Raw genomic sequence first — 21,045 nt, forward strand, 5'->3', positions numbered from 1 at the left:
GTGAGCAAGGAGAGCAGGCCTCCCTGCGCCGGCATGATCCGGATTCAGGTGCGAACGGTCGCGGGTCTCGGGCACCCGCCTCTCAGCCCGGCGTACCGGACTCCCGTGGCAACCGTGCAGCGTAGCCCAAACGGGTTCACCATTGGACACATGGCGCAACTACTGAGCGACTCCGAGATTTCATCCGCCCTGACCACCGTCCCCGACTGGCAGCGCGACGGCGCCACGATCACCCGTTCGGTGACCCTGTCTTCCTTCCCGAACGCCGTGGCCTACGTCGTCCGCGTCGCCGAACTCGCCGAGGCCGCCGACCACCACCCGGACATCGACATCCGCTGGCGCACGGTGACCTTCCGCCTCTCCACCCATTCGGAAGGCGGCCTCACCTCGAAGGACTTCGCCCTCGCCGCTCAGATCGACGCCGCGCTCACCGTGTGACGCGCCCTACTGTCGCGACACCTTCCGCGGGCTGACACGTCCCCCTTTCGTACGTTCCACGAGGAGGGACCCCTTTTCATGACCCAGGCAATCGTCGTCGGCACCATCGCGTTCACCCTGATGGTGGCCTCCGCCGGCGCGGTCCTGTGGCGCACTTTCCGCGCCCACCGTGATCTCGACCACAGGCCGTAACACCACCCTTGATCAGCGCGCTATTCCAGCGGAATCCGCCCGCCCCGCCCCCGCTAGGACACGCGATGAACAACTCGCCCACCACCCTCTCGCCCACCCAGCGCGCCTGGATCACCCTGCTCGCCACGGCGTTCACGCTGGCGGTTCTGGTGGTGCTCGGCCTGCTGGGCTGAGCCTTCTTTTCACCCTTCGAAACACCGGACGGTTCGGTGCCGACGACTCGGCATGAACCGTTCGTCCGTCGCGTGCGCGGCAGCCGTGGTGTTCCTGGCTGCCGCGTCCTGCGCACGGCCCACTGACCCGCCGCCGGCGCCGGTGTCGACCTCGGCGCCTCCTGCCGCTCCGGTTTCGCCGACCTCGCTGTCACCTTCGCCGACCCCACCGGCGCCTACGACGGCCCCGCCGACGTCGACCTCCACGCCACGGACCACCCGGACATCGCCCAAACCCCGGATCCGCGACACCAGCCCCGGCTGCGGTCAACGAGCCGTCAACGCACGCAAGTTCAACCCCAGCTGCAAGGAATACCAGGGCTACCTCGACCCCGGCGGCCCCGGCCGCGGCAAAACCTCCGGCGAAACCCAGCGCGACTGGCTGTGCGAACAGGGCCTGCTGCCGAAGAACGAATGCTGAACCACTTCACCGTCGCGGGAACCACGACAACTGAAAAGACCTACGCCACTTCGACGTACTCGCAGTCACCCTGCCCACGACAACGCCTGAAGGTCTGCACCTCAAGCTCAGCCGTTGAACTCCACGAGATCACGGAAGCCGAGCATCGGCACGCTCCTTCATGCGCTTGAACGCGAGATCGGCAATGCGCAGGAGGCGTTCGTAATACGGCCGACCCGCTTCGGGGAACTCGGACAGCGAGTCCTGCAACCTGGCCTCGCAGTCCGCGAGAAAATCCCACTGCTGATCCGGCAGCGTGTGCCCGTCGGCCACCGCCTTCGAGAGGAAGTAGATGTTGGCGTCGATCATCACCGCGCAGACCGAGCCGTAGTCCGCGCCCCGACGGACCGCCGGAGAAGGAAATGGCGTCGCACGATGGTCTTCGAGTGCGGCAGCCAGTTCGTCGATCACCCGTCCAGATTACGGTCGGCGAAGCTCAGACGTTGAACCTGAACTCCACCACATCACCGTCCGCCATCAGATAATCCTTGCCCTCCATCCGCACCTTCCCCGCGGCGCGCGCGGCGGCCATCGAGCCCGCCTCCATCAAATCGGCGTACGACACGATCTCCGCCTTGATGAAGCCGCGCTCGAAGTCCGTGTGGATGACGCCCGCGGCTTGGGGGGCGGTGGCGCCCTTGGGGATCGTCCAGGCGCGGGATTCCTTGGGGCCGGCGGTGAGGTAGGTCTGCAGGCCGAGGGTGTGGAAGCCGGCGCGGGCGAGGGCGTTGAGGCCCGGCTCGGCCTGGCCGACGGACTCCAGCAGCTCGCGCACGGACTCCTCGTCGTCGAGCTCGAGCAGTTCGGATTCGACCTTCGCGTCGAGGAAGACGGCGTCGGCGGGAGCGACAAGCTTCTCCAGCTCGTCGCGGCGACCGGAGTCCGTCAGCACGCCCTCGTCGGCGTTGAAGACGTACAGGAACGGCTTCGTCGTCAGCAGGCTCAGCTCACGCAGCGCCTCGAAGTCCACTTCCTTCTGCGCCTGGAACAGCGTGCGGCCCGCGTCGAGGATTTCCTTGGCGCGCTGCGCGTTCTCGAGTGCCGGGCGCGCTTCCTTCTTGGTGCGCGCCTCCTTCTCGAGGCGTGGCAGGGCCTTGTCGAGCGTCTGCAGGTCGGCGAGGATCAGCTCGGTGTTGATGGTCTCGATGTCGCTCGACGGGTCGATGCGGCCGTCGACGTGGACCACGTCCGGGTCGTCGAACACGCGGATGACCTGGCAGATCGCGTTGGCCTCGCGGATGTTCGCGAGGAACTTGTTGCCCAGCCCGGCACCCTCGGACGCGCCCTTCACGATGCCCGCGATGTCCACAAAGGACACCACAGCCGGCACGATCTTCTCCGAGCTGTACATCTCCGCCAGCTTGTCGAGCCGCGGGTCCGGCAGCGGGACGACGCCGACGTTGGGCTCGATCGTCGCGAACGGGTAATTCGCGGCGAGCACGTCGTTGCGCGTCAGCGCGTTGAACAGGGTGGACTTGCCGACGTTGGGCAGGCCGACGATACCGAGGGTCAGACTCACGACAGTTGAGTCTACGTGCCCGGCAAACGCCCCGGCCGACCCGGTAACGCCGTGTCGGATTCCCGCCAGCCAAGCCCCCGACCTGCTGGCACCATCGACCACATGGCCACCCAGACCGCCCCGCTCTGGCGCGACACCGAGCGCTGCTACCGGGCCGTCACCGCCCGCGACCAGCGGTTCGACGGCCAGTTCATCATGGCCGTGCGCACCACCGGCATCTACTGCCGCCCGTCGTGCCCGGCGATCACGCCGAAGGCCCGGAACGTGCGGTTCTTCCCCACGTCGGCCGCCGCCCAGGCGAGCGGCTTCCGCGCGTGCCGGCGCTGCCTGCCCGACGCCGTGCCGGGTTCGCCCGACTGGAACGTCCGCGCCGACCTGGCCGCCCGCGCCATGCGCTTGATCTCCGACGGCTTCGTCGAGCGCGAAGGCGTGCCCGGCCTGGCGCGGCGGCTCGGCTACTCGGACCGCCAGCTCGGCCGCGTCCTCACCGCCGAGCTGGGCGCCGGCCCGCTCGCGCTCGCCCGCGCCCACCGCGCCCACTCCGCGCGGCTGCTCATCGAGCTCTCGGCGCTGCCGCTGACCGACGTCGCGTTCGCCGCCGGGTTCTCCAGCATCCGGCAGTTCAACGAGACGATCCGCGAGGTCTTCGCGACGACGCCTTCGCAGCTTCGCGCGGCTTCACTGCGTCGCGGCCGCCGCGCCGAACCAACCGGCTCGACGCGGCTGAGCCTGCGCCTGCCGTTCCGCGCGCCGTTCGACGCACAGGGCGTGCTGCGTTACCACGCATCGCGTGCGTTGCCGGGCGTCGAGGCCGTCGAGGAGAGCGCCGACGGCATCACCGGCTACGGCCGCACGCTGCGGCTTTCCCACGGCCCCGGCCTGGTCTGGCTGAGCCCGCAACCCGACCACGTCCGCTGCGACCTGGCGCTGACCGACCTGCGCGACCTCGGCAGCGCGGTCTCCCGCGTCCGGCGGCTGCTCGACCTCGACGCGGATCCGGAGGCCGTCGCACGCGTTCTCGGCGCGGATCCGGTGCTCGCGCCGCTGGTCACGAAGGTGCCGGGCCTGCGCGTGCCCGGCGCGGTCGACGGGCCGGAGCTGGTCCTGCGCGCCGCGCTCGGCCCGTCCGCCGCCTCCGTCGCCGCGCTCGGCCCCCGGGTGCCGCCCGGTGAGCCGCCGATGGACACCCTGACGACGCTGTTCCCCACGCCCGAGATCGTGGCCGCCGCCGAGGTGAAACCGCACGTCAAGGCGGTCGCCTCGGCATTGGCGGACGGCAGTCTCGACCCGCACGTCGGCCGGGATCCGGGTGAGCTGCGGGCGGAGCTGCTCTCGTTCGGCATCGACGCCGACTACGTCCTGATGCGCGTGCTCGGCGCCCCCGACGTCCTGCTCATCACCGACCCCGCCGTGCGCCGCTCCGCCGCCGCCTTCGGCCTCGACCTGCCCGGCGCGGCCCGCGGCTGGCGGCCGTGGAGTTCGTACGCCACCCGTTACCTGCAGGTCTTCGACCCCGAGGAGAACCGCTCGTGAGCACCGCCTTCTGGTCCACTGTGGACACCAAAATCGGCCCCTTCACCGCCGTGGTGGCAGGCGACGGCGCCGTCCTCGCCTCCGGCTGGACCGCCGACGTCGCCGAGCTGACCACGCTCATCTCCCCGTCCCTGTCCCCGGCCACGCTCACCCAGCGCCGCGACCTCGGCCCCGTCACCACGGCCGTGCGCCGCTACCACGCGGGCGAACTGGACGCCGTCGACGACATCAAGGTCCGCCAACGCTCCGGCGCCTTCCGCCAGCACGCGTGGGACATGCTGCGCAAGGTCCCGCCGGGCCGCCCGGTGAGCTACGCCGAGTACGCCACGCTCTCGGGCAGCCCCACGGCCGTCCGCGCCGCCGCGTCGGCCTGCGCCCGCAACGCCGCCGCTCTCTTCGTCCCCTGCCACCGCGTCGTCCGCACCGGCGGCGCGGTGGGCAACTTCCGCTGGGGCACGGACGCGAAGCGCTGGCTGCTCACGCACGAGGCCACTTGACCTACGCCGGCGACCCACCAGCCATTCGCGACCACGGCAGCTGCCTGGGCTCGGAATGCGGCCGTTCGGTTGACCGGCTGGCACATCAGCACCTTCCGCCAGGCCCGGGCGCCAGGCGCCGCCTGCTCACGAGCGACTCTGCCTGAGCAGGCAGGCCGAACTTCCTCGTCCTCAGCCCCACGGCCCTCCGCGCCGCGGTGCGGAGGCCAACTCTCGCCCTGAGTTACGCCGTGCGGAGTTCGATCCGTGAGCCGGTGCGGGACTTGTGCACGCGCAGGCGGGTCGGGATGCGCTGGCGGAGTTCTTCGACGTGCGAGACGAGGCCGACGACCCGGCCGCCCGCGCGGAGCTCGTCGAGGATGTTCATCACGACGTCGAGGGTTTCGGCATCGAGGGTGCCGAAACCCTCGTCGACGAACAGGGTGTCGAGCAGCGCACCGCCGGTTTCGCCGGCGACGACGTCGGCCAGGCCGAGCGCCAGCGAGAGCGAAGCGAGGAACGATTCGCCGCCCGACAGGGTTTTCGCGGGGCGGACGGCGCCGGAGTAGTCGTCGAGCACGTCGAGGCCGAGGCCGCCGCGAGTGCCGCGTGCGCCGGCCGCGTCGGAGTGCACGAAGGAGTAGCGGCCCTGGCTCATGGTGCGCAGGCGGGCGGTGGCCGCGAGCGCGACTTCCTCCAGCCGGGCGGCGAGCACGTACGACCGCAGTGACATCTTGCGCGAGTTCTGGCCGCGGCCGTTGACCACTTCAGACAGTGCGCGCAGCTCGTCGTATTCCTTCTGGACGGGCTCGAACTCCGCGAGCGCCTTGCCCATCCGCGCGGCCAGCTTCTTCAGCTCGCCGTGCTGTGCCGCCACGGATTTCAGTGCCGCGAACGCCGTGTCCGCCCGTTCGCGCGCGGCCTTCGCCACTTCACCCAGTGGCGCGACCTCGACGACGTCGTCGGGCGAGATGCCGAACAGCTCGGGCTGCGCCAGCAGCTCGCGCGCCCCCGCGGCCGTCGCCTCGGCTTCGGAGAGACCTTGTTCGAGCTTCGAGACCTGCTCGTCGGAACGGACCGCGCCGCGCATCTCTTCCGACGTGGCGAAACCCTTGGCATGCAAGGAGATTTCGACCAGGCCGTGCTGCTCGGCGAGCCGGGACTCCGCACCGCCCACTGCCGTGCGCGCCTCCGCGACGGAATCCAACGCACCCGCCAACGTGAGCAGATGCCGCCGGCGCGCGGTGACGTCGGGGAACTCACCACGCCCTTCGAGCAGCCGCTTCGAGCGTTCGGCCAGCCGTTCCTCCAGCGCGCGGACCTCGGCCTGCGTCTCCGTGACGGCCTGGTCCGCCCGCCGCCGGTGCTCCGCCAGCTGGTCGGCTTCCTGCTCCAGCTTGACGACCTGCCGCGCGAGCTGGTCCTTCCGCGCGGACTGCTCGGACAACGCCCCCACGCCCGCGCGGGCCTCCGTCAGCTCCGCGGCCACGGACTCGGCCGTCCGCTCGCCCAGCCGCTCGCGCAACGCGTCCAGTCGCGCCTTCGCCTCCTCCAGCGCGGACACCACGCGCTGCCGCAGCGCGCCGGCCTTCTGCTCCGACTCCTCCGCGGCCCGTTCCTCGGCGGGGTCCACGAGCTCAGCCCCGTGCCGTGCCGGCGCCGGGTGCTCCGCCGACCCGCACACCGGGCACGGCGCGCCGTCGGCCAGGCTCGCGGCCAGCTCGGCGGCCATGCCCTCCAGCCGACGTTCCCGCAGGTCAAGCCGATGCTGACGAGCCGCCTGGTGCGCGTCCACGACCTCGCGCAGCTTGGCCTCACCGCGCCCGACCTTCGCGACGGCTTCCGGCAGCTCGGCGGCCGCGCGCGAAACGACAGTCAGCTCCTCGACCCGCGCCTTCGCACCGTCCAGCTTCGCCGCTGCTTCGGCCGCCGACGCGGCTTCGCCCCGCACAGCCGTGAGCCGCTCCGGCAGCTCCGCCAGCCGCGTCTGCAGCTTGGTCACCCGCTCGGCCGCCGCACCGGCCGCGGCCTTCCGCTCGTCTCGCCGCTCGGTGTCGACGCGTTGCTGCTCGGCCTCCGCGACCAGCTCGGCGAGCGCACCCGCCTCCTCGCGCAGCGATCCGGCGCGCTCACGCAGGTCCGCCGACGCGAGGCCGACAGAGTCGAAACCCAGCCCCCCCAAGGCCCGCGTGTGATCGGCCTCGGCGAGCTGCGCGTCGCCCAGCTCTGAACTCCGCCGTTCCAGCAGCTCGACCTCGGGCACCACGGCCGACGCCCGCCGCGCCGCCGCGATCTCCTCGGTCCACTCCACGCGCTCGGCCGCCGTCTCGGCGATCTGCGCGAGGCGCGTGTGCGCGGTGCGAACGCGGCGGATGCGGTCGGCGTCCTCCTCGGCTTCCCGCAGCGTGGTCTCCGCCTTGGTCGCGGCCGAACGTGCTTGTGCCCCTTCGGTTTCCGCCGCTTCGGCGCGTGCGGCGACCTCCGCGAGCACGGCGTCGACCCACTCCGCCTGATCTTCTTCCGGCGGCTCCTGCTGCGCTTCCTGGGCGTAGCGCGCGACGAGCTCCCGCAGCTCCTGCTGCCGCTTTTCCACCGCCCGCCCTCGTTCGGCGCGCAGGTCTGCGAACCAGCGCTCGACGTCGGAGAACCGCTCGGTGCCGAAGAGGCGCTCCAGCAGCTTCTCGCGCTCGGTGGTGTCGGAGCGCAGGAATTTCGCGAACTCCCCCTGCGGCAACAACACGACCTGGAAGAACTGCGCGGCCGTCATCCCCAGCAGCCGTTCGACGGTGCGCGCGACCTCGTCGATCCGGATGACCCCGTCGGGCGGCAGCCCGGCGGGCGGCTCGCCGACCCAGGTCAGCGACACCTTCGCCTGCTGCGTGGTGAACCCGTCGCCGCGTTTCTTGGCGCGCTGGTACTCCGGGCTGCGCACGATCCGCAGCCGCTGGCGCTGCACCGTCAGCTCCAGCACGACCTCGGTGAGCTGCTCGGGCGCGGCGACGTCGCACCGCAGCCGCTTCACGTCGCCGCGCGCGCCCGGGACCACGCCGAACAGCGCGAAGGCGATGGCGTCGAGCAGCGTGGTCTTGCCGGCGCCGGTGTCGCCGTGCAGCAGGAAGAGGCCGTCCGCGCCGAGCGCGTCGAAATCGACCACCTCGCGGCCCGCGTACGGACCGAACGCCTCGACCTCCAGCAGGTGCAGCCTCACAGCTTCGCCACCGCCGCCCGGTTGGCTGCCTCGAGCGCGAGGAACACCAGCCGTTCCTCGGTTTCCGTGGGGAGCGCGCCGCGGCAGTCGTCGAGGAAGCTGCGGGCGATCTCGATGTCGGTGCGCCCGCGGACGGCGTCGGCGTACTTCAGCTGCGCGCCGGCGAGCCCGCCTTCCGGCTCCCAGTCGAGGTGCACGGCGTACGGAAAACGTTCGCGCAGGCGGCGCATCGCGTCGACCGGGCGCACGCGGTCGGTGACCGTGACCGAGAGGAAGTGGTCGCGCCATTCCTCGTGTTCCGGCGTGTCCAGCAGCTCCTGCAGCTCGCCGCGCAACATCGCGAGCGGGCGCGGCACGGGCAGTTCGTGGCGGCGGACCTCGGCGAGCCCGGCCGCGTCGAGGTCGACGAGCCAGACCGATTTCCGTTGGCGCGCTTCGGAAAACGAGTAGGCCAGCGGGCTGCCGGAGTAGCGAAGGTGCTCGGCGAGGGTCTGCGGGCCGTGGAGGTGGCCGAGTGCGACGTAGTCGACGCCGTCGAAGACGTCACCCGGAACCTGCTCGACGCCGCCGACGGCGATGGTGCGTTCGGATTCGCTGCTCGCGCCGCCCGTGACAAAGGCGTGGGCCAGCAATACGGACCGCGTTTTCGGCCGCGTGGCAAGGTCTTCGCGTACCCGGCGCATGGCTTCGGTGAGCACGCCGGTGTGGCCGCGCGCTTCAGGCACACCGAGGGCGTGGCGCGACGGCTCGGGTTCGAGGTACGGGATGCCGTAGATCGCGACGTCACCGTGTTCGTCGTTCAGCAGCACGGGTTCGGCGAGGCCGGCGATGGTGGCGCGCAGGTGCAGACCGCCGGCCGCCGCGAAGTCCGCGAAGGCACCCAGCCGCGCCGCGGAGTCGTGGTTGCCGGGCGTGATCACGAGCTGCGCACCGGCCTGGCGGATGCGGCTCATGGCCTTGGTCGCGACTCGGACCGCTTCGGCCGAAGGGACCGCGCGGTCGTAGATGTCGCCTGCCACCACCACAACGTCGACGTGCTCGCTCGTCACGAGCTCGGCGAGGTGGGTGAGGACGGCCTCCTGCTCGGCGAGCAGGTCGGCGCCGTGGAACGTGCGGCCGACGTGCCAGTCGGAGGTGTGAAGGAGTCTCACGGCAACCACGGTAAGAGGCGATCACGACGAAACCGCGGAGACTCGCCGGAGAGCCACTCGAACGTGTGTACGAACCCCATCAGGGCCCTGGTGGACACGCCGACCACCGAACCGGTGAACGCGCTGGTCAGCTACGCACCGCGACCGAGCGTGCCGGTTTTTGTCGGTGCGGTCCGCCATGATGTCCGCGTCGATCGGCACCGGCCGTTCCGACCGGTCCGGGTGATGTGGCAGGGAAAGGAGACTCGGGTGGAGACGGTGATCACGACCGCGGCCGTCGTGCTCGCGCTGCTCCTGTGCGTCGCGGTCGCGCTGCTGTGGCGGCTCTACGGCGACGGCATGCGCCGGGCCGACGCGGCGGCGCGACTCGTGGCGGCCGAGCGCGCGAAGAACGACCAGCAGCAGCTGGCGTTGCGGCGGTACGAGGTGGCGTTCGCGTCGATCAGCGGACGCGGCGAGCTCGGTGAGCAGGTGCTGGTCGAGACCGCGCGCGCGTTGGGGCTGCGCGAAGAACTGCACTTCACGCTGCAGACCGACCTGGCGGGCGGCGGCAGTGCGAAGCCGGACATGGTGCTGCGCGTGGGCGGCGGCCGCACCGTGCCCGTCGACGCGAAGGCCAGCATGGCGATCTGGGCCGAGGCCGTGGAGACCGACGATCCCGAGGAACGGCTCGACGCGTTGCGCGCCCACGTGCGCCAGATCCGTTCCCGCGCGGCCGAGCTCGCCGGCAAGGGTTACCAGCGCTGGGCCGACGCGATCTACGGCACGATCATGTTCGTTCCGTCCGACGCGGCCGTGGTCGCCGCGCTCGACACCGATCCGGAGCTGCTGCGCTGGCTGATCGACCGCCGAGTGTTCCTGTGTGGACCCACGGGGTTCGGGGTACTGGCGTCGGCCGCCCTGTTCGCGGCGAGCGACCGGGCGCTGGTGGAGGACGTCGAGCAGGTCCGCGCGGGGGCGGCGGCCGCGCACCGTTCGGCGGGGAACGCGGTCGAGGCGCTGAACCTGACGAGCACGCACCTGCAGCGGTTCCTCTCCGCGCGACGGCGGGAGCTGGAGGCGCTGGAGAGCTTCCGCGCGACGGTGGCACCCCTGACGGACGCGTCGGGGAGCCCTTCGCCGGTGCCGGAGGTACGGAGGGGGGACGAGCTGGCGGCTAGCTGACGATGGTTCCTTCGCGGCCTTTCGCCGGGCAGCCCCTGCCGGATGGTGGCCGATGGTCTGCGGCTCTGGTGGTCACGCCCGCACGACCTGCAGCGCCCCGACGGACGCGGCCGGCAGCTCATCGCCGGGCCGTCAGTCGTAGCTGCCGGGCCACGGCAACTGGCGGCTGAGCCGGCGGCAAGACGAGGCGAGTGCCTGCTCAGTGCACGCCAGACAGCGTCTGGTGCGCGCGGCTGGTTGCCTGGCGGCTGGGCTCGCACGACCCGCGGCAGGCACCTACCAAGACGCGCCCGGCAGTGCGCCGGACGTACCAAGGGAGCCGAGGCGGCAGCAAGCCGAGACAGCGGCAGCCTGCCCGGCGTGGCTCATGGCCGCGGCAGCTGGGGCCGCACGACTCGTCACGGTGCGTGCCGGTCGTGGCCGGTTCGGGGTCGATGGGGCATTTGCGCTGCCCCGGGTTTGGTTCCGTCGCTGTGAGGCTTCCGGGGAGCGGGAACGTTCCGCGTCGACGACCGCCGCGGCGGGTGCGCGACGGGGCGGCTGGCGTCGAAGCGCCGACGGGACGGTGAGTCGGACCAGACCAGTGGGCTGTATCCGCAGGTCAGGTCACCAGACCACGGACCGGGTGCGGTCCGCGTCGCGACGGCCCGCGAGACACCACGTGTTCCGGCGGCCGGCAACTCACGTCACGCTGCCGGGTGGCTGGTCAGGGCGGTCTTCGGCAGTGGCAGCAAGATCGTGACAAGTAACGGCTACGGTGTTGCCTCGTGACCGCGATACGCGATCGCCAGAGCGATCCTGATGCCGAAGACGCCACCGTGCCCTGGGACGAGCGTCTCGTCGTCGGCGAGAGGCGCGGCCTGCCTTGGTGGGCAGCTGTCCTCGTGGGCTTCGGCCTGGCCGTGCTGGGCGCCATCATCGACGAGAAGACCAAGGGCAGCCTCGACTTTATTTTCAAGGCGGGCTACTTCGTGGGGGCCGTGCTCGCGGTGGGCGCGGTGCAAAGACGCGCTCTGTTCGGACCGATGGTGCAGCCGCCGCTGGTGCTGGCCGTCACGGTGCCCGGTGTGGTGCTCCTGACCGGCGGGTCCAGCTCGGGCAACGACACCCTGTCGAAGCTGCTCAACATCGGCACGCCGCTGATCAACGGCTTCCCGACGATGGCGATCACCACCGGTGTCACGCTGCTGTTCGGGTTCTTCCGCATCTTCCGCGAACGCGACCCCGACGCCGCCGTGAAGCTCAAGGACGGCAAGCCGCCCCGTGGCCGCGAAGACGGCGACGAGCCGCCCGCCCGCCCGCGCACCCGCCCGCCGGGCTCGGGTCGTCCCGCGAGCGCCGGCCAGGCGCCGCCGCCCGCCGGTGCGCGCCGCCCGCCTCGCGACCGCGACCTCGACGGCCCGCCCCCGCGCCGCCCCCGGCCGCCCGCGGACCCCGGCGCCCGCCCGCGCCGCGAACCCGGCGACCCCGCCGCCCCCCGCGGCGCGCGCAAGCCCCCGCCGGACGGCCGCCGCCCCCGCCCGCCCGAAGGAGACCCCCGTCGCCGCGACCCCCGCGGCGACGCGCCCCCGCCCCGCCGCCGCCCTCGCGCCGACGAACCCCCGCCCGGCCGGCCGCGTCCCCCGCGCCGCGAACCGCCGCGCCGCCAGCGCCCCTGGGACGACGAGTCCTGACTCGACAACGTCGGCAGCTGGGCCTCAACACCCGGACCACGCCGAAGGCCGCCGATCCATCCCGGATCGGCGGCCTTCGTGCATCCCGGCTTCTTCAAGTCGGCCACACGAAAAAGCCGCGGCGCCCGCCGGAAAATCCGGCGACCACCGCGGCCTCAAAGCAGAAAACCCTGTCAGGACTCCGACTTCGCAGCCTTCCGAAGCTCCTTCGGCAACGCGAAGGCGATCTTCTCGTTCGCGGTCGTCACTTCGTCAACCTGCCCATAACCGCGCTCGGCCAGCCAGGTCAGCAGTTCCATCACCAGCACATCCGGCACCGAGGCGCCCGAAGTGACCCCCACCGTCGACACCCCCGAAAGCCAGGCCTCGTCGACCTCCGAAGCGAAGTCGATCAGGTACGACGACCGCGCGCCCGCTTTCAGGGCGACCTCGACGAGGCGCTTGGAGTTCGAGGAGTTCGTCGAGCCCACCACCAGCACCAGGTCGCACTCGGGCGCCATGGCCTTCACGGCCACCTGCCGGTTGGTGGTGGCGTAGCAAATGTCGTCGCTGGGCGGGTCGGCCAGGCCGGGGAAGCGTTCGCGCAGCTGGTCGACGCGTTCCATCGTCTCGTCGACCGAAAGGGTGGTCTGGGAGAGCCAGATCACCTTGGACGGGTCGCGCACGTCGACCTTGTCGACGTCCTCGGCCTTGTCCACGAGCTGCACCTTGTCGGGTGCCTCCCCCGCGGTGCCCTCGACCTCTTCGTGGCCTTCGTGGCCGATCAGCAGGATGTCGTAGTCGTCCTTGGCGAAGCGGTTGACCTCTTTGTGCACCTTCGTCACGAGCGGGCAGGTCGCGTCGATGGTGCGGAGGTTGCGGTCGGCCGCCTCGGAGTGCACCGCCGGCGAAACACCGTGGGCCGAGAACACGACGAGCGCGCCCTCGGGCACCTCCGACGTCTCGTCCACGAAGATCGCGCCGCGTTCGCGCAGGGTCTCGACGACGTGGCGGTTGTGGACGATCTCCTTGCGCACGTAGACGGGCGCGCCGTAGAGCTCCAGCGCCTTCTCCACGGCGATCACCGCGCGGTCCACGCCGGCGCAGTAGCCGCGCGGCTTCGCGAGCAACACGCGTTTGGCGGCGCCGGACTGGGAGATCGTCGGGGTACCGGCGGGCTCGGTTCCGGGACTCGCAGAAGTCATGCCCCCAGGGTACGGGCTGTGCCGTACCGGCTTCGAAGTCCTCTTTCGGATGACGTCGGCGGCCATCCGGGCTGTGCCGGGAGTCACGTCCTGTGCCCCAACCCACCCGTTCGGTTGGGCAGGATGGCCCACATACGGCACGCTAGACGGCATGAAGCCACTCCCGCTCCCCCTCCGGGTCGCCGCGGGCCTCGCCGTCACCACCGCCGAGCGGGTTCGTGAGCTCCCGAAGCAGATCACCGGCCTGCCGGTGACCGTCGTCAGTCAGGTCCTCCAGCTGTCCATGCGTGTCCAGCAACACGTCACCGAGCTGGCGATCAAGGGCGACGACGCGCTGTCCGGCCTGCGCCCGGTCGAGGACACGCCCAGCTGGGCGACGTTCGACGAGGACGTCGAGCCCGACCTGCCGACGCGTCCCACGCTGGTGCCCGTCGAGGACCTGCCCGAGCCGCGGGCCAACGGCCACCGCCCGAACCTGCCCGGGCTCACGGACGAACCCGAAGACCCGTGGACGCAGGAAGAGCGCGCTCTCGCCGAGGACCACGCCGACGGCGAGAACGACAGCGCCGGCGGCCCCGCGGGCCTGGCCGGCTACGACGACCTCACCCTGCCCCAGCTGCGCGCCCGCCTGCGCCGCCTGACCGTGCCGCAGCTCGAGGAGATCCTCGACTACGAGAAGGCCAACGCCGACCGCGCGTCGTTCACCGGCATGCTCGCGCGGCGCATCGGCAACGCGCGCAAGGCGGAAGAAGAGGCGAGCCAGCAGGGCGACGACGCGGAAGGCCAGTGAGCAGCGACCCCTCGACCAGCGCCGAGAACCCCTGGCCCGTCCGCACCGTAGCGCGCAAGATCGGCGACTGGATCCACCGCCTCGGCGCCGTGTGGGTGGAGGGCCAGGTCACGCAGATCAACGCGCGCCCCGGCACGCAGACGGCGTTCCTGACGCTGCGCGACCCGTCGGCCGACGTCTCGATGTCCGTGACCGCGCCGATGTGGCTGGTGCGCGAGCTCGCGACGCCGCTGCGCGAAGGCGACCGCGTGGTGGTGCACGCGAAGCCGTCGTTCTTCTTCGGGCGCGGCACGCTCAGCCTGCGCGCCGACGAGATCCGCGCCGTCGGCATCGGCGAGCTGCTCGCGCGCATCGAACGGCTGCGCAAGCTGCTCGCGGCCGAAGGCCTGTTCTCCCCCGAGCGCAAACGGCCGATTCCCTTTCTGCCCCAAGGCATCGGCCTCATCACGGGCCGCGCGTCGGCGGCGGAGCGAGACGTGCTCGTCAACGCGCAGGCCCGCTGGCCGCACGTGCTGTTCAAGGTCGTGAACACCGCCGTGCAGGGCCCGCAGGCCGTGCCGCAGATCCTCCGCGCTCTGTCCACATTGGATAAAGACCCGGAAGTGGACGTAATCGTGATCGCCCGCGGCGGCGGCAGTGTGGAGGACCTGCTGCCGTTCTCCGACGAGGCGCTGTGCCGGGCCGTCGCGTCCGCGGGCACGCCGGTGGTGAGCGCCATCGGGCACGAGCCGGACACGCCGTTGCTCGACCACGTCGCCGACCTTCGCTGCTCCACGCCGACGGACGCGAGCAAACGCATCGTGCCCGACGTGCGCGAGGAGACCGCCCGCGTCCGCCAGATGCGCGACCGCGGCCGCCGCGCGCTGCACGGCTGGGTCGACACGCAGACGCGGCTGCTCACCCAGCTGCGCAGCCGCCCGTCGCTCGCCGACCCGCTCGGGCCGATCCAGCGCCGCCTCGACGATGTCGAGATCCACCGCGAACGCGGCCGGCGCGCCATGCTCGGCCTGCTCGCGAAGGACCAGGCCGAAATCGCCGGCGCGCGCGGCCGGCTGACGGCCCTCGGCCCGGCCGCGACGATGGCCCGCGGCTACGCCGTCGTGCAATTCACCGACGACGCAGGCAACCTCCAGGTGCTGCGCTCCGTCTCCCAAGTCGAGGACGGCGCGCGCCTGCGCGTGCGGATCGCCGACGGGGCGATCCACGCCGTCACCGAGTCCACCGCGTCGAGCCAGGAAGGAGACGGGCCGTGACCACCAGGGCACCGGCGTTCCTCCCGCTCACCGTCGACGCCGCCGCCCGCCTCGACGCCCGCGCCCTGCTCCACCAGGCGCGCGTCACCGACAGCGCCGCCAGCGAATGCTGGACCGCCCTGCTCGCCGGTTGCGGCACCGCCGCGCGCGGCCAGCTCGGCCCCCAGCTGCGCCGCCTGTCCGAGGCCACGTCCGTCCACGTCGGCACCCGCTGGTGGTTCGCCGAGGGCGCCGACCACCGCCGCCGCGTCGCGGGCGCCCAGGAAACCCTCGAGGACGCGATCGCGGACGGTGACGGCCAGGAGTTCGCCCTGGCCTTCGTCGGCTACGACAACGCGATGGCCAGCGCCCTCGTCTGCCGCGAACAGACCCGCAACCCCCCGCCGACTCCACCACCCCCGCGAACGGGCGGACGGCACCGGGTCGATCACCGGTCGTGACAGCACTGACCGACACCAGCGCGGTACTGTGCCCGGACAGCCCCGTGCATCGGAACATCGGAGAGCGTCGAGCGTGAGCGAAGCAGGCAGCGAAACCGCCGGACTCGGTTACGAGCAGGCGCGCGACCGGCTGGTCGAGGTGGTCAGGGAGCTCGAAGCCGGCGGCCTCAGCCTGGAGCAGTCGCTGGCGTTGTGGGAAAAAGGCGAGGAGCTCGCCAAGGTCTGCGAACGCCACCTGGAGGGCGCGCGCGAGCGGATCGAGGCCGCATTGGCGTCCGTGGAGAATTCCGACGACGCACAGTGATGTGCACCATGCGCAACTGAATCGTTCAGGTGACGCGATCATCTGAGACACTGTCCTCCCGCCGAATTCCGCGATCCGGGAGGCCCGCATGAGCACCGCCAGTGACCCACGTCGCGAAGCACCCGACCGCAACCTCGCCATGGAGCTGGTCCGCGTGACCGAGGCCGCGGCGATGGCCGCCGGCCGTTGGGTCGGCCGCGGCGACAAGATCGGGGGCGACGGAGCCGCCGTCGACGCGATGCGCCAGCTCGTCTCCACCGTCTCGATGCGCGGCGTGGTCGTGATCGGCGAGGGTGAGAAGGACGAAGCCCCCATGCTGTTCAACGGCGAGGAGGTGGGCAACGGCGACGGCCCCGACTGCGACGTCGCGGTCGACCCCGTCGACGGCACCACCCTGATGGCCAAGGGCATGCCCAACGCGCTGGCCGTGCTGGCCGTGGCCGAGCGCGGGGCGATGTTCGACCCGTCGGCCGTGTTCTACATGGAGAAGCTGGCCGTCGGGCCGGACGCCGCGGGCAAGGTGGACCTGGCCGCGCCGATCGCGGAGAACATCCGCCGCGTGGCGAAGGCGAAGAACTCCAGCGTCGGCGACGTGACCGTGTGCGTGCTCGACCGGCCGCGCCACGAGCAGATCATCAAGGAGATCCGCGAGGCCGGCGCGCGCATCCGGTTCATCTCCGACGGCGACGTCGCCGGTGCCATCGCCGCGGCCCGCCCGACGACCGGTGTCGACATGTTGATCGGCATCGGCGGCACGCCGGAAGGCATCATCGCCGCGTGCGCGATGAAGTGCCTCGGCGGTGAACTGCAGGGCCGGCTGTGGCCCAAGGACGACCTCGAGCGAGAGAAGGCCCTGGCCGCGGGCCACGACCTCGACCGCGTGCTCACCAACGACGACCTCGTGCGCGGCGACAACATCTTCTTCTGCGCCACCGGCGTCACCGACGGAGACCTGCTGCGCGGCGTGCACTACCGCGCCGGCGGCGCCACCACGCAGTCGATCGTGATGCGGTCCAAGTCCGGCACCGTCAGAATGATCGACGGTTACCACCGGCTGGAGAAGCTGCGGGCCTACTCGTCCGTGAACTTCGACGGCAACCTCGACGTGCGCGAGGACGAAGACGTCGTCCCGCCTCTGCCCTGACCCAAGGAGTCGCCAGGTGCCCAAGCGGTTGTTCGCGCTGCTGCTCACGTTCGTAGCCGCAGTGACCGCAGCGGCGCTCGCCGCCGGCAGCGCGACCGCCGGGCCGGCGCTCGTCGGCGGGACCGGCGCCGACGAGCCCTACCCGTTCGCGGTGTCGATGCACACCGAATCGGGCACGCTCTTCTGCGCCGGCTCGCTGATCACACCCACGTGGGTGGTCACCGCCGCCCACTGCATGTCCGGAAAGGACCCGGCGACGCTCACGTTCCGCTTGGGCACCAACGAAAGCGACTCCGGCGGCGAGACGGCCCAGCCGGCGGAGATCGTGCTCAACCCGCACTTCAACGCCTCGACGCAGACGGGTGACATCGCGCTCGTCCGCCTCGCCGCGCCCGCGAAGACGGCGCCGATCACCGTCGGAGGCGCCGCCGCGCCGGGCACCCCGACCCGGGTGCTGGGCTGGGGCCAAACCTGCGCCACGCCCGGCTGCGGCGACCCCGTGCCGACTTTGCAGCAGCTCGACACGCACCTCGTCGAGGGCGCCAAGTGCACGTCGTCCTTCGACGGCACGGCCGAGCTCTGCACCGACAACCCGTCCGGCAAGGCCGGCTCCTGCTACGGCGACTCCGGCGGCCCCGAGCTCACCCGCGACGGCGACCGCTGGTCCCTCATCGGTGTGACCAGCCGCCCCGGCAACGGCTCCCCGACGTGCGCGACGGCGCCGTCGATCTACACGTCGGTGCCCGCGTACGCGCCGTGGATCGCGTCGAAGACCGGCTGAGTCACTCGGCGTTGCTGGAGTGGCCCGGGAACAGATGCGCGTCCGGGTCGAGCGCCACGGCGATGTTGTTCACCGCCGTCGCCGCTTCGCCGAAGCCGGTGGCGATGAGCTTCACCTTGCCCGGGTAGTGGGCCACGTCCCCGGCCGCGTAGACGCGCGAGCGAGCCGTCGCCATCGTCGAGTCGACCGTGATGGCGCGGTGGTCGATCTCCAGGCCCCAGCTCTCGATCGGCCCCAGATCGGCCGTGAATCCGAGCGCGGCGACCACGGCGTTGGCCGGCAGCGCGAGGTCCTCGCCGCCCTTCACCGACACCTCGATACCCTCCAGCGCACCTGAAGGCGACTCGACGAACCGCGTCACCTCGGCGTCGGTGACCAGCGGCACGCCCAGCTCCCGCACCTGCCGCACGATCGACTCGGCCGCGCGGAACTTCCCGCGCCGGTGCACCAGCGTCACGCTCGCCGCCACCGGGTGCAGCGCCAGGCACCAGTCGAACGCCGAGTCCCCACCGCCGACCACGACCACGTGTTGCCCGGCGTGGACCTGCAGCGACGGCACGAAATGAACCATTCCGCGCCCCAGCCAGCCGTTGCCCGCGGGCAACGGGCGGGGCGTGAACTCGCCGATCCCGGCCGTGATCAGCACGGCGCCGGCGCTCAGCACGTCGCCGCCGTCGAGGGTCAGCTCGACGCGGTCTCCCACCGTTTCCAGCTTCTCGGCCTTGCGGCCCAGCAGGTACGTCGGGTTCCACGGCGCGGCCTGGTCGACGAGGCCTTGCACCAGGTCGCGGCCGCGGACCGCCGCGAAGCCGCCCACGTCGTAGATCATCTTCTCGGGGTACATCGCGGTGATCTGCCCGCCCGGCTCCGGCAGAGAATCGACGACGGCCATGGAAAGGCCGCGGAATCCCGCGTAGTAGGCGGCGAACAGCCCGGTCGGCCCGGCGCCGATGATCACGAGGTCGTAGTCCATTTAGCTCGCTCCAGCCAGTGGTGGTTGGCGGTGATCGAGAACACAGCCATCCTAGTGCTATCCGGCGGGTGAATTACCGGATCGAGGTGGGCGACGCCACGACGCCGGATGCGCGAAACAGGGCCAGAATCGGGGGCATGGCAGAACAGGAATACCGGATCGAACACGACACGATGGGTGAGGTCCGCGTCCCGGTCGACGCGCTCTACCGCGCGCAGACGCAGCGTGCCGTGGAGAACTTCCCCGTCTCCGGCCGCGGTCTCGAACGCGCTCAGATCCGCGCGCTGGGCCTGTTGAAGGCCGCCGCCGCGCGCGTGAACCAGAAGCTGGGCGTGCTGGACGCCGACCTCGCCGAGGCCATCGCCACGGCCGCCGACGGCGTCGCCGAGGGCAGGTACGACGACCAGTTCCCGATCGACGTGTTCCAGACCGGCTCCGGCACGTCGTCGAACATGAACGCCAACGAGGTCATCGCGACGCTCGCCACCCGCGCCCTCGGCCGCGACGTGCACCCGAACGACCACGTCAACGCCTCACAGTCGTCCAACGACACGTTCCCGACGACCATCCACGTGGCCGCCACGGAAGCCGTGCTCACCGACGTCATCCCGGCCCTGGAGCACCTCGCCGGAGCGATCGAGACGCGCGCGCAGGAGTGGGCCGGCGTCGTGAAGTCCGGCCGCACGCACCTGATGGACGCCGTGCCGATCACGCTGGGCCAGGAAGCCGGCGCGTGGGCCGCGCAGATCCGCTTCGGCATCGAGCGCCTGCAGTCCGGCATCGGGCGTCTCGGCGAGCTGCCCATCGGCGGCACCGCCGTCGGCTCCGGCCTCAACGCCCCCGACGGCTTCGGCGCGGCCGTTTCCGCGGAGCTGGCCGCGCTCACGGGCCTGCCGCTCACGGAGGCCCGCAACCACTTCGAGGCGCAGGCGACGCAGGACAGCGTGGTCGAGACGTCCGGCCACCTGCGCACCATCGCCGTGTCCCTCAACAAGATCGCGAACGACCTGCGCTGGCTCGGGTCCGGCCCGCGCACCGGCCTCGCCGAGCTGGCCCTGCCGGACCTCCAGCCGGGCTCCTCGATCATGCCGGGCAAGGTCAACCCGGTCATCCCGGAGGCGACGCTGCAGGTCGTGGCCCAGGTCGTCGGCAACGACGCGGCCGTCGCCTTCGCCGGCGCGGCGGGCAACTTCCAGCTCAACGTGAACCTGCCCGTCATCGCCCGCAACGTCCTCGAGTCGGCCCGCCTGCTGGCCGCCGTCTCGCGCCTGCTGGCGGACAAGGTCTTCAACGGTGTCACCGCCAACGTCGAGCGCACCCGGCAGTACGCCGAGGGCTCGCCGTCCATCGTGACGCCGCTGAACTCCTACATCGGCTACGAAGCCGCGGCGGCGGTGGCGAAGCAGGCCCTCAAGGAGCTCAAGACCATTCGCGAGGTCGTGATCGAACGCGGCTTCGTCAAGGACGGCAAGCTGACGGAAGAGCAGCTCGACGAAGCTCTCGACGTCCTGCGTATGGCGCGCGGCGGCAAGTAGGGATTTTCCGCCTTACGGCCCGCTTCCCGGCTCTTCCGGGAAGCGGGCCGTTCGTCGTTTCACTGCGCCGTGCGGCCGACGAACCCGTCACCGCAAGTGGACAAGGCGTATCTCTACGCACAAATTCATTCCGGCGTATCGCTTCGTTGTGCCTGAAACACAGGGCTGGTAACGTCGCTCACCGCTCTGATTTCCTTTTCCGCAGCGCAGTTTGATCACAGCGCGGTTTGATCAATTCCGCCGCGAAGAGAGAGCAAGCAGTTGGGAGGCTGCGATGGCGACGTACCAATATCGATGCGCCCGGGACGGTGTCTTCGAGGTGCGCCTGCCGATGGGGACGGCCTCGCCGAGCTCACAGTGTCCGGCCTGCGGTGGCGAAGCGGCCCGGAACTACTGCGCGCCGATGCTGTCACTCGCGCCGCGTGAGCTGGTCACGGCCATCGACCGGACCGAGAAAACTCGCGACGAGCCGGCCGTGGTGTCCGCGGTACCTCCCGTTCGCGGCCGGACGCGCGGGCCGGCACCGACATCGAATCCCGCGCTGCGACGTCTGCCGAGACCGTAGGCGAACGCGGCCCAGCCTGCGCCCTGCCGGGCAATGGCCCGCTCGCTGGG

Annotated in this window: 20 protein-coding genes and 1 riboswitch; of the genes, 14 read left to right on the forward strand and 6 right to left on the reverse strand. The window is 71.4% G+C overall.

The window, feature by feature from the left end:
- Positions 1-3: 3 nt before the first annotated feature.
- Positions 4-117: riboswitch (TPP riboswitch) on the reverse strand.
- Between the two features lie 33 nt (positions 118-150).
- Together K1T34_RS10455 and K1T34_RS10460 are read left to right on the forward strand one after the other, a co-directional pair.
- Entirely contained in the window at positions 151-438 is a 288-nt protein-coding gene (locus K1T34_RS10455) for a 4a-hydroxytetrahydrobiopterin dehydratase (RefSeq protein ID WP_220244074.1), read from the forward strand.
- A gap of 417 nt (positions 439-855) precedes the next feature.
- A complete protein-coding gene (locus K1T34_RS10460; protein ID WP_220244075.1) occupies positions 856-1,263 on the forward strand; it encodes a hypothetical protein in 408 nt (135 codons plus the stop codon).
- A gap of 129 nt (positions 1,264-1,392) precedes the next feature.
- On the opposite strand, the gene K1T34_RS10465 is transcribed toward K1T34_RS10460, so the two are convergent.
- Together K1T34_RS10465 and ychF are read right to left on the reverse strand one after the other, a co-directional pair.
- Positions 1,393-1,713 (reverse strand): hypothetical protein, encoded by a 321-nt coding sequence (locus tag K1T34_RS10465; protein ID WP_220244076.1) that lies wholly within the window; start codon positions 1,711-1,713, stop codon positions 1,393-1,395.
- A gap of 25 nt (positions 1,714-1,738) precedes the next feature.
- Entirely contained in the window at positions 1,739-2,821 is a 1,083-nt protein-coding gene (gene ychF / locus K1T34_RS10470; RefSeq protein WP_220244077.1) for a redox-regulated ATPase YchF, read from the reverse strand.
- A gap of 102 nt (positions 2,822-2,923) precedes the next feature.
- On the opposite strand from ychF, the gene K1T34_RS10475 reads away from it, so the two are divergent.
- Entirely contained in the window at positions 2,924-4,354 is a 1,431-nt protein-coding gene (locus K1T34_RS10475; protein ID WP_220244078.1) for a DNA-3-methyladenine glycosylase 2 family protein, read from the forward strand.
- Positions 4,351-4,851: a methylated-DNA--[protein]-cysteine S-methyltransferase gene (locus tag K1T34_RS10480; protein ID WP_220244079.1), complete on the forward strand. Its 501-nt coding sequence runs from the start codon at positions 4,351-4,353 to the stop codon at positions 4,849-4,851. The genes K1T34_RS10475 and K1T34_RS10480 overlap by 4 nt, the downstream gene beginning before the upstream one ends.
- A gap of 223 nt (positions 4,852-5,074) precedes the next feature.
- Here the strand turns inward: K1T34_RS10480 and K1T34_RS10485 are convergent, their stop codons facing one another.
- A complete protein-coding gene (locus K1T34_RS10485) occupies positions 5,075-8,038 on the reverse strand; it encodes an AAA family ATPase (RefSeq protein ID WP_220244080.1) in 2,964 nt (987 codons plus the stop codon).
- Complete coding sequence (locus K1T34_RS10490) at positions 8,035-9,189, reverse strand: exonuclease SbcCD subunit D (RefSeq protein ID WP_220244081.1); 1,155 nt, start codon at positions 9,187-9,189, stop codon at positions 8,035-8,037. The genes K1T34_RS10485 and K1T34_RS10490 overlap by 4 nt, the downstream gene beginning before the upstream one ends.
- Before the next feature lie 249 nt (positions 9,190-9,438).
- On the opposite strand from K1T34_RS10490, the gene rmuC reads away from it, so the two are divergent.
- The gene (gene rmuC / locus K1T34_RS10495) at positions 9,439-10,353 is read left to right on the forward strand and encodes a DNA recombination protein RmuC (protein ID WP_220244082.1); all 915 of its coding nucleotides are present in this window, start codon (positions 9,439-9,441) and stop codon (positions 10,351-10,353) included.
- Positions 10,354-11,120: 767 nt separating this feature from the next.
- Entirely contained in the window at positions 11,121-12,026 is a 906-nt protein-coding gene (locus tag K1T34_RS10500; RefSeq protein WP_220244083.1) for a DUF6542 domain-containing protein, read from the forward strand.
- A 173-nt stretch (positions 12,027-12,199) separates the two neighbouring features.
- On the opposite strand, the gene K1T34_RS10505 is transcribed toward K1T34_RS10500, so the two are convergent.
- A complete protein-coding gene (locus K1T34_RS10505; RefSeq protein ID WP_220244084.1) occupies positions 12,200-13,210 on the reverse strand; it encodes a 4-hydroxy-3-methylbut-2-enyl diphosphate reductase in 1,011 nt (336 codons plus the stop codon).
- Between the two features lie 151 nt (positions 13,211-13,361).
- Between K1T34_RS10505 and K1T34_RS10510 the strand changes: the two genes are divergently transcribed.
- From K1T34_RS10510 to K1T34_RS10535, 6 genes are all read left to right on the forward strand, one after another.
- The gene (locus K1T34_RS10510) at positions 13,362-14,000 is read left to right on the forward strand and encodes a lipid droplet-associated protein (RefSeq protein ID WP_220244085.1); all 639 of its coding nucleotides are present in this window, start codon (positions 13,362-13,364) and stop codon (positions 13,998-14,000) included.
- Positions 13,997-15,253, forward strand: coding sequence for an exodeoxyribonuclease VII large subunit (gene xseA / locus K1T34_RS10515; protein WP_220244086.1), 1,257 nt, complete (start codon positions 13,997-13,999; stop codon positions 15,251-15,253). Before K1T34_RS10510 ends, xseA begins: the two co-directional genes overlap by 4 nt.
- The gene (locus K1T34_RS10520) at positions 15,250-15,693 is read left to right on the forward strand and encodes a hypothetical protein (RefSeq protein WP_255638436.1); all 444 of its coding nucleotides are present in this window, start codon (positions 15,250-15,252) and stop codon (positions 15,691-15,693) included. Before xseA ends, K1T34_RS10520 begins: the two co-directional genes overlap by 4 nt.
- Before the next feature lie 73 nt (positions 15,694-15,766).
- On the forward strand, positions 15,767-15,997 hold the full coding sequence (locus K1T34_RS10525) for an exodeoxyribonuclease VII small subunit (protein ID WP_220244087.1): 231 nt from the start codon (positions 15,767-15,769) through the stop codon (positions 15,995-15,997).
- An 88-nt stretch (positions 15,998-16,085) separates the two neighbouring features.
- Positions 16,086-17,141 carry a class II fructose-bisphosphatase gene (gene glpX / locus K1T34_RS10530; protein ID WP_220244088.1) on the forward strand — a complete coding sequence of 352 codons (1,056 nt, stop codon included), beginning with the start codon at positions 16,086-16,088 and terminating at the stop codon, positions 17,139-17,141.
- A 16-nt stretch (positions 17,142-17,157) separates the two neighbouring features.
- The gene (locus K1T34_RS10535) at positions 17,158-17,922 is read left to right on the forward strand and encodes a trypsin-like serine protease (protein WP_220244089.1); all 765 of its coding nucleotides are present in this window, start codon (positions 17,158-17,160) and stop codon (positions 17,920-17,922) included.
- Between the two features lies 1 nt (position 17,923).
- Here K1T34_RS10535 and K1T34_RS10540 read toward each other — a convergent pair whose 3' ends face one another.
- The gene (locus tag K1T34_RS10540; protein WP_220244090.1) at positions 17,924-18,895 is read right to left on the reverse strand and encodes an NAD(P)/FAD-dependent oxidoreductase; all 972 of its coding nucleotides are present in this window, start codon (positions 18,893-18,895) and stop codon (positions 17,924-17,926) included.
- A 137-nt stretch (positions 18,896-19,032) separates the two neighbouring features.
- Here K1T34_RS10540 and K1T34_RS10545 point away from each other — a divergent pair, with 137 nt between their 5' ends.
- Positions 19,033-20,430 carry a class II fumarate hydratase gene (locus K1T34_RS10545; protein ID WP_220244091.1) on the forward strand — a complete coding sequence of 466 codons (1,398 nt, stop codon included), beginning with the start codon at positions 19,033-19,035 and terminating at the stop codon, positions 20,428-20,430.
- Positions 20,431-20,704: 274 nt separating this feature from the next.
- Complete coding sequence (locus K1T34_RS10550) at positions 20,705-20,995, forward strand: FmdB family zinc ribbon protein (RefSeq protein ID WP_220244092.1); 291 nt, start codon at positions 20,705-20,707, stop codon at positions 20,993-20,995.
- Positions 20,996-21,045: the final 50 nt, after the last annotated feature.

The organism is Amycolatopsis sp. DSM 110486 (assembly GCF_019468465.1).
GTDB lineage: Bacteria > Actinomycetota > Actinomycetes > Mycobacteriales > Pseudonocardiaceae > Amycolatopsis.

What these genes read in the sequence shown, in the direction of transcription:
- K1T34_RS10455 (WP_220244074.1), top strand. Translation starts at nt 151, where the DNA reads ATGGCGCAACTACTGAGCGACTCCGAGATTTCATCCGCCCTGACCACC.
- K1T34_RS10460 (WP_220244075.1), top strand. Translation starts at nt 856, where the DNA reads ATGAACCGTTCGTCCGTCGCGTGCGCGGCAGCCGTGGTGTTCCTGGCT.
- K1T34_RS10475 (WP_220244078.1), top strand. Translation starts at nt 2,924, where the DNA reads ATGGCCACCCAGACCGCCCCGCTCTGGCGCGACACCGAGCGCTGCTAC.
- K1T34_RS10505 (WP_220244084.1), bottom strand. Translation starts at nt 13,210, where the DNA reads ATGACTTCTGCGAGTCCCGGAACCGAGCCCGCCGGTACCCCGACGATC.
- K1T34_RS10510 (WP_220244085.1), top strand. Translation starts at nt 13,362, where the DNA reads ATGAAGCCACTCCCGCTCCCCCTCCGGGTCGCCGCGGGCCTCGCCGTC.
- glpX (WP_220244088.1), top strand. Translation starts at nt 16,086, where the DNA reads ATGAGCACCGCCAGTGACCCACGTCGCGAAGCACCCGACCGCAACCTC.
- K1T34_RS10540 (WP_220244090.1), bottom strand. Translation starts at nt 18,895, where the DNA reads ATGGACTACGACCTCGTGATCATCGGCGCCGGGCCGACCGGGCTGTTC.
- K1T34_RS10545 (WP_220244091.1), top strand. Translation starts at nt 19,033, where the DNA reads ATGGCAGAACAGGAATACCGGATCGAACACGACACGATGGGTGAGGTC.
- K1T34_RS10550 (WP_220244092.1), top strand. Translation starts at nt 20,705, where the DNA reads ATGGCGACGTACCAATATCGATGCGCCCGGGACGGTGTCTTCGAGGTG.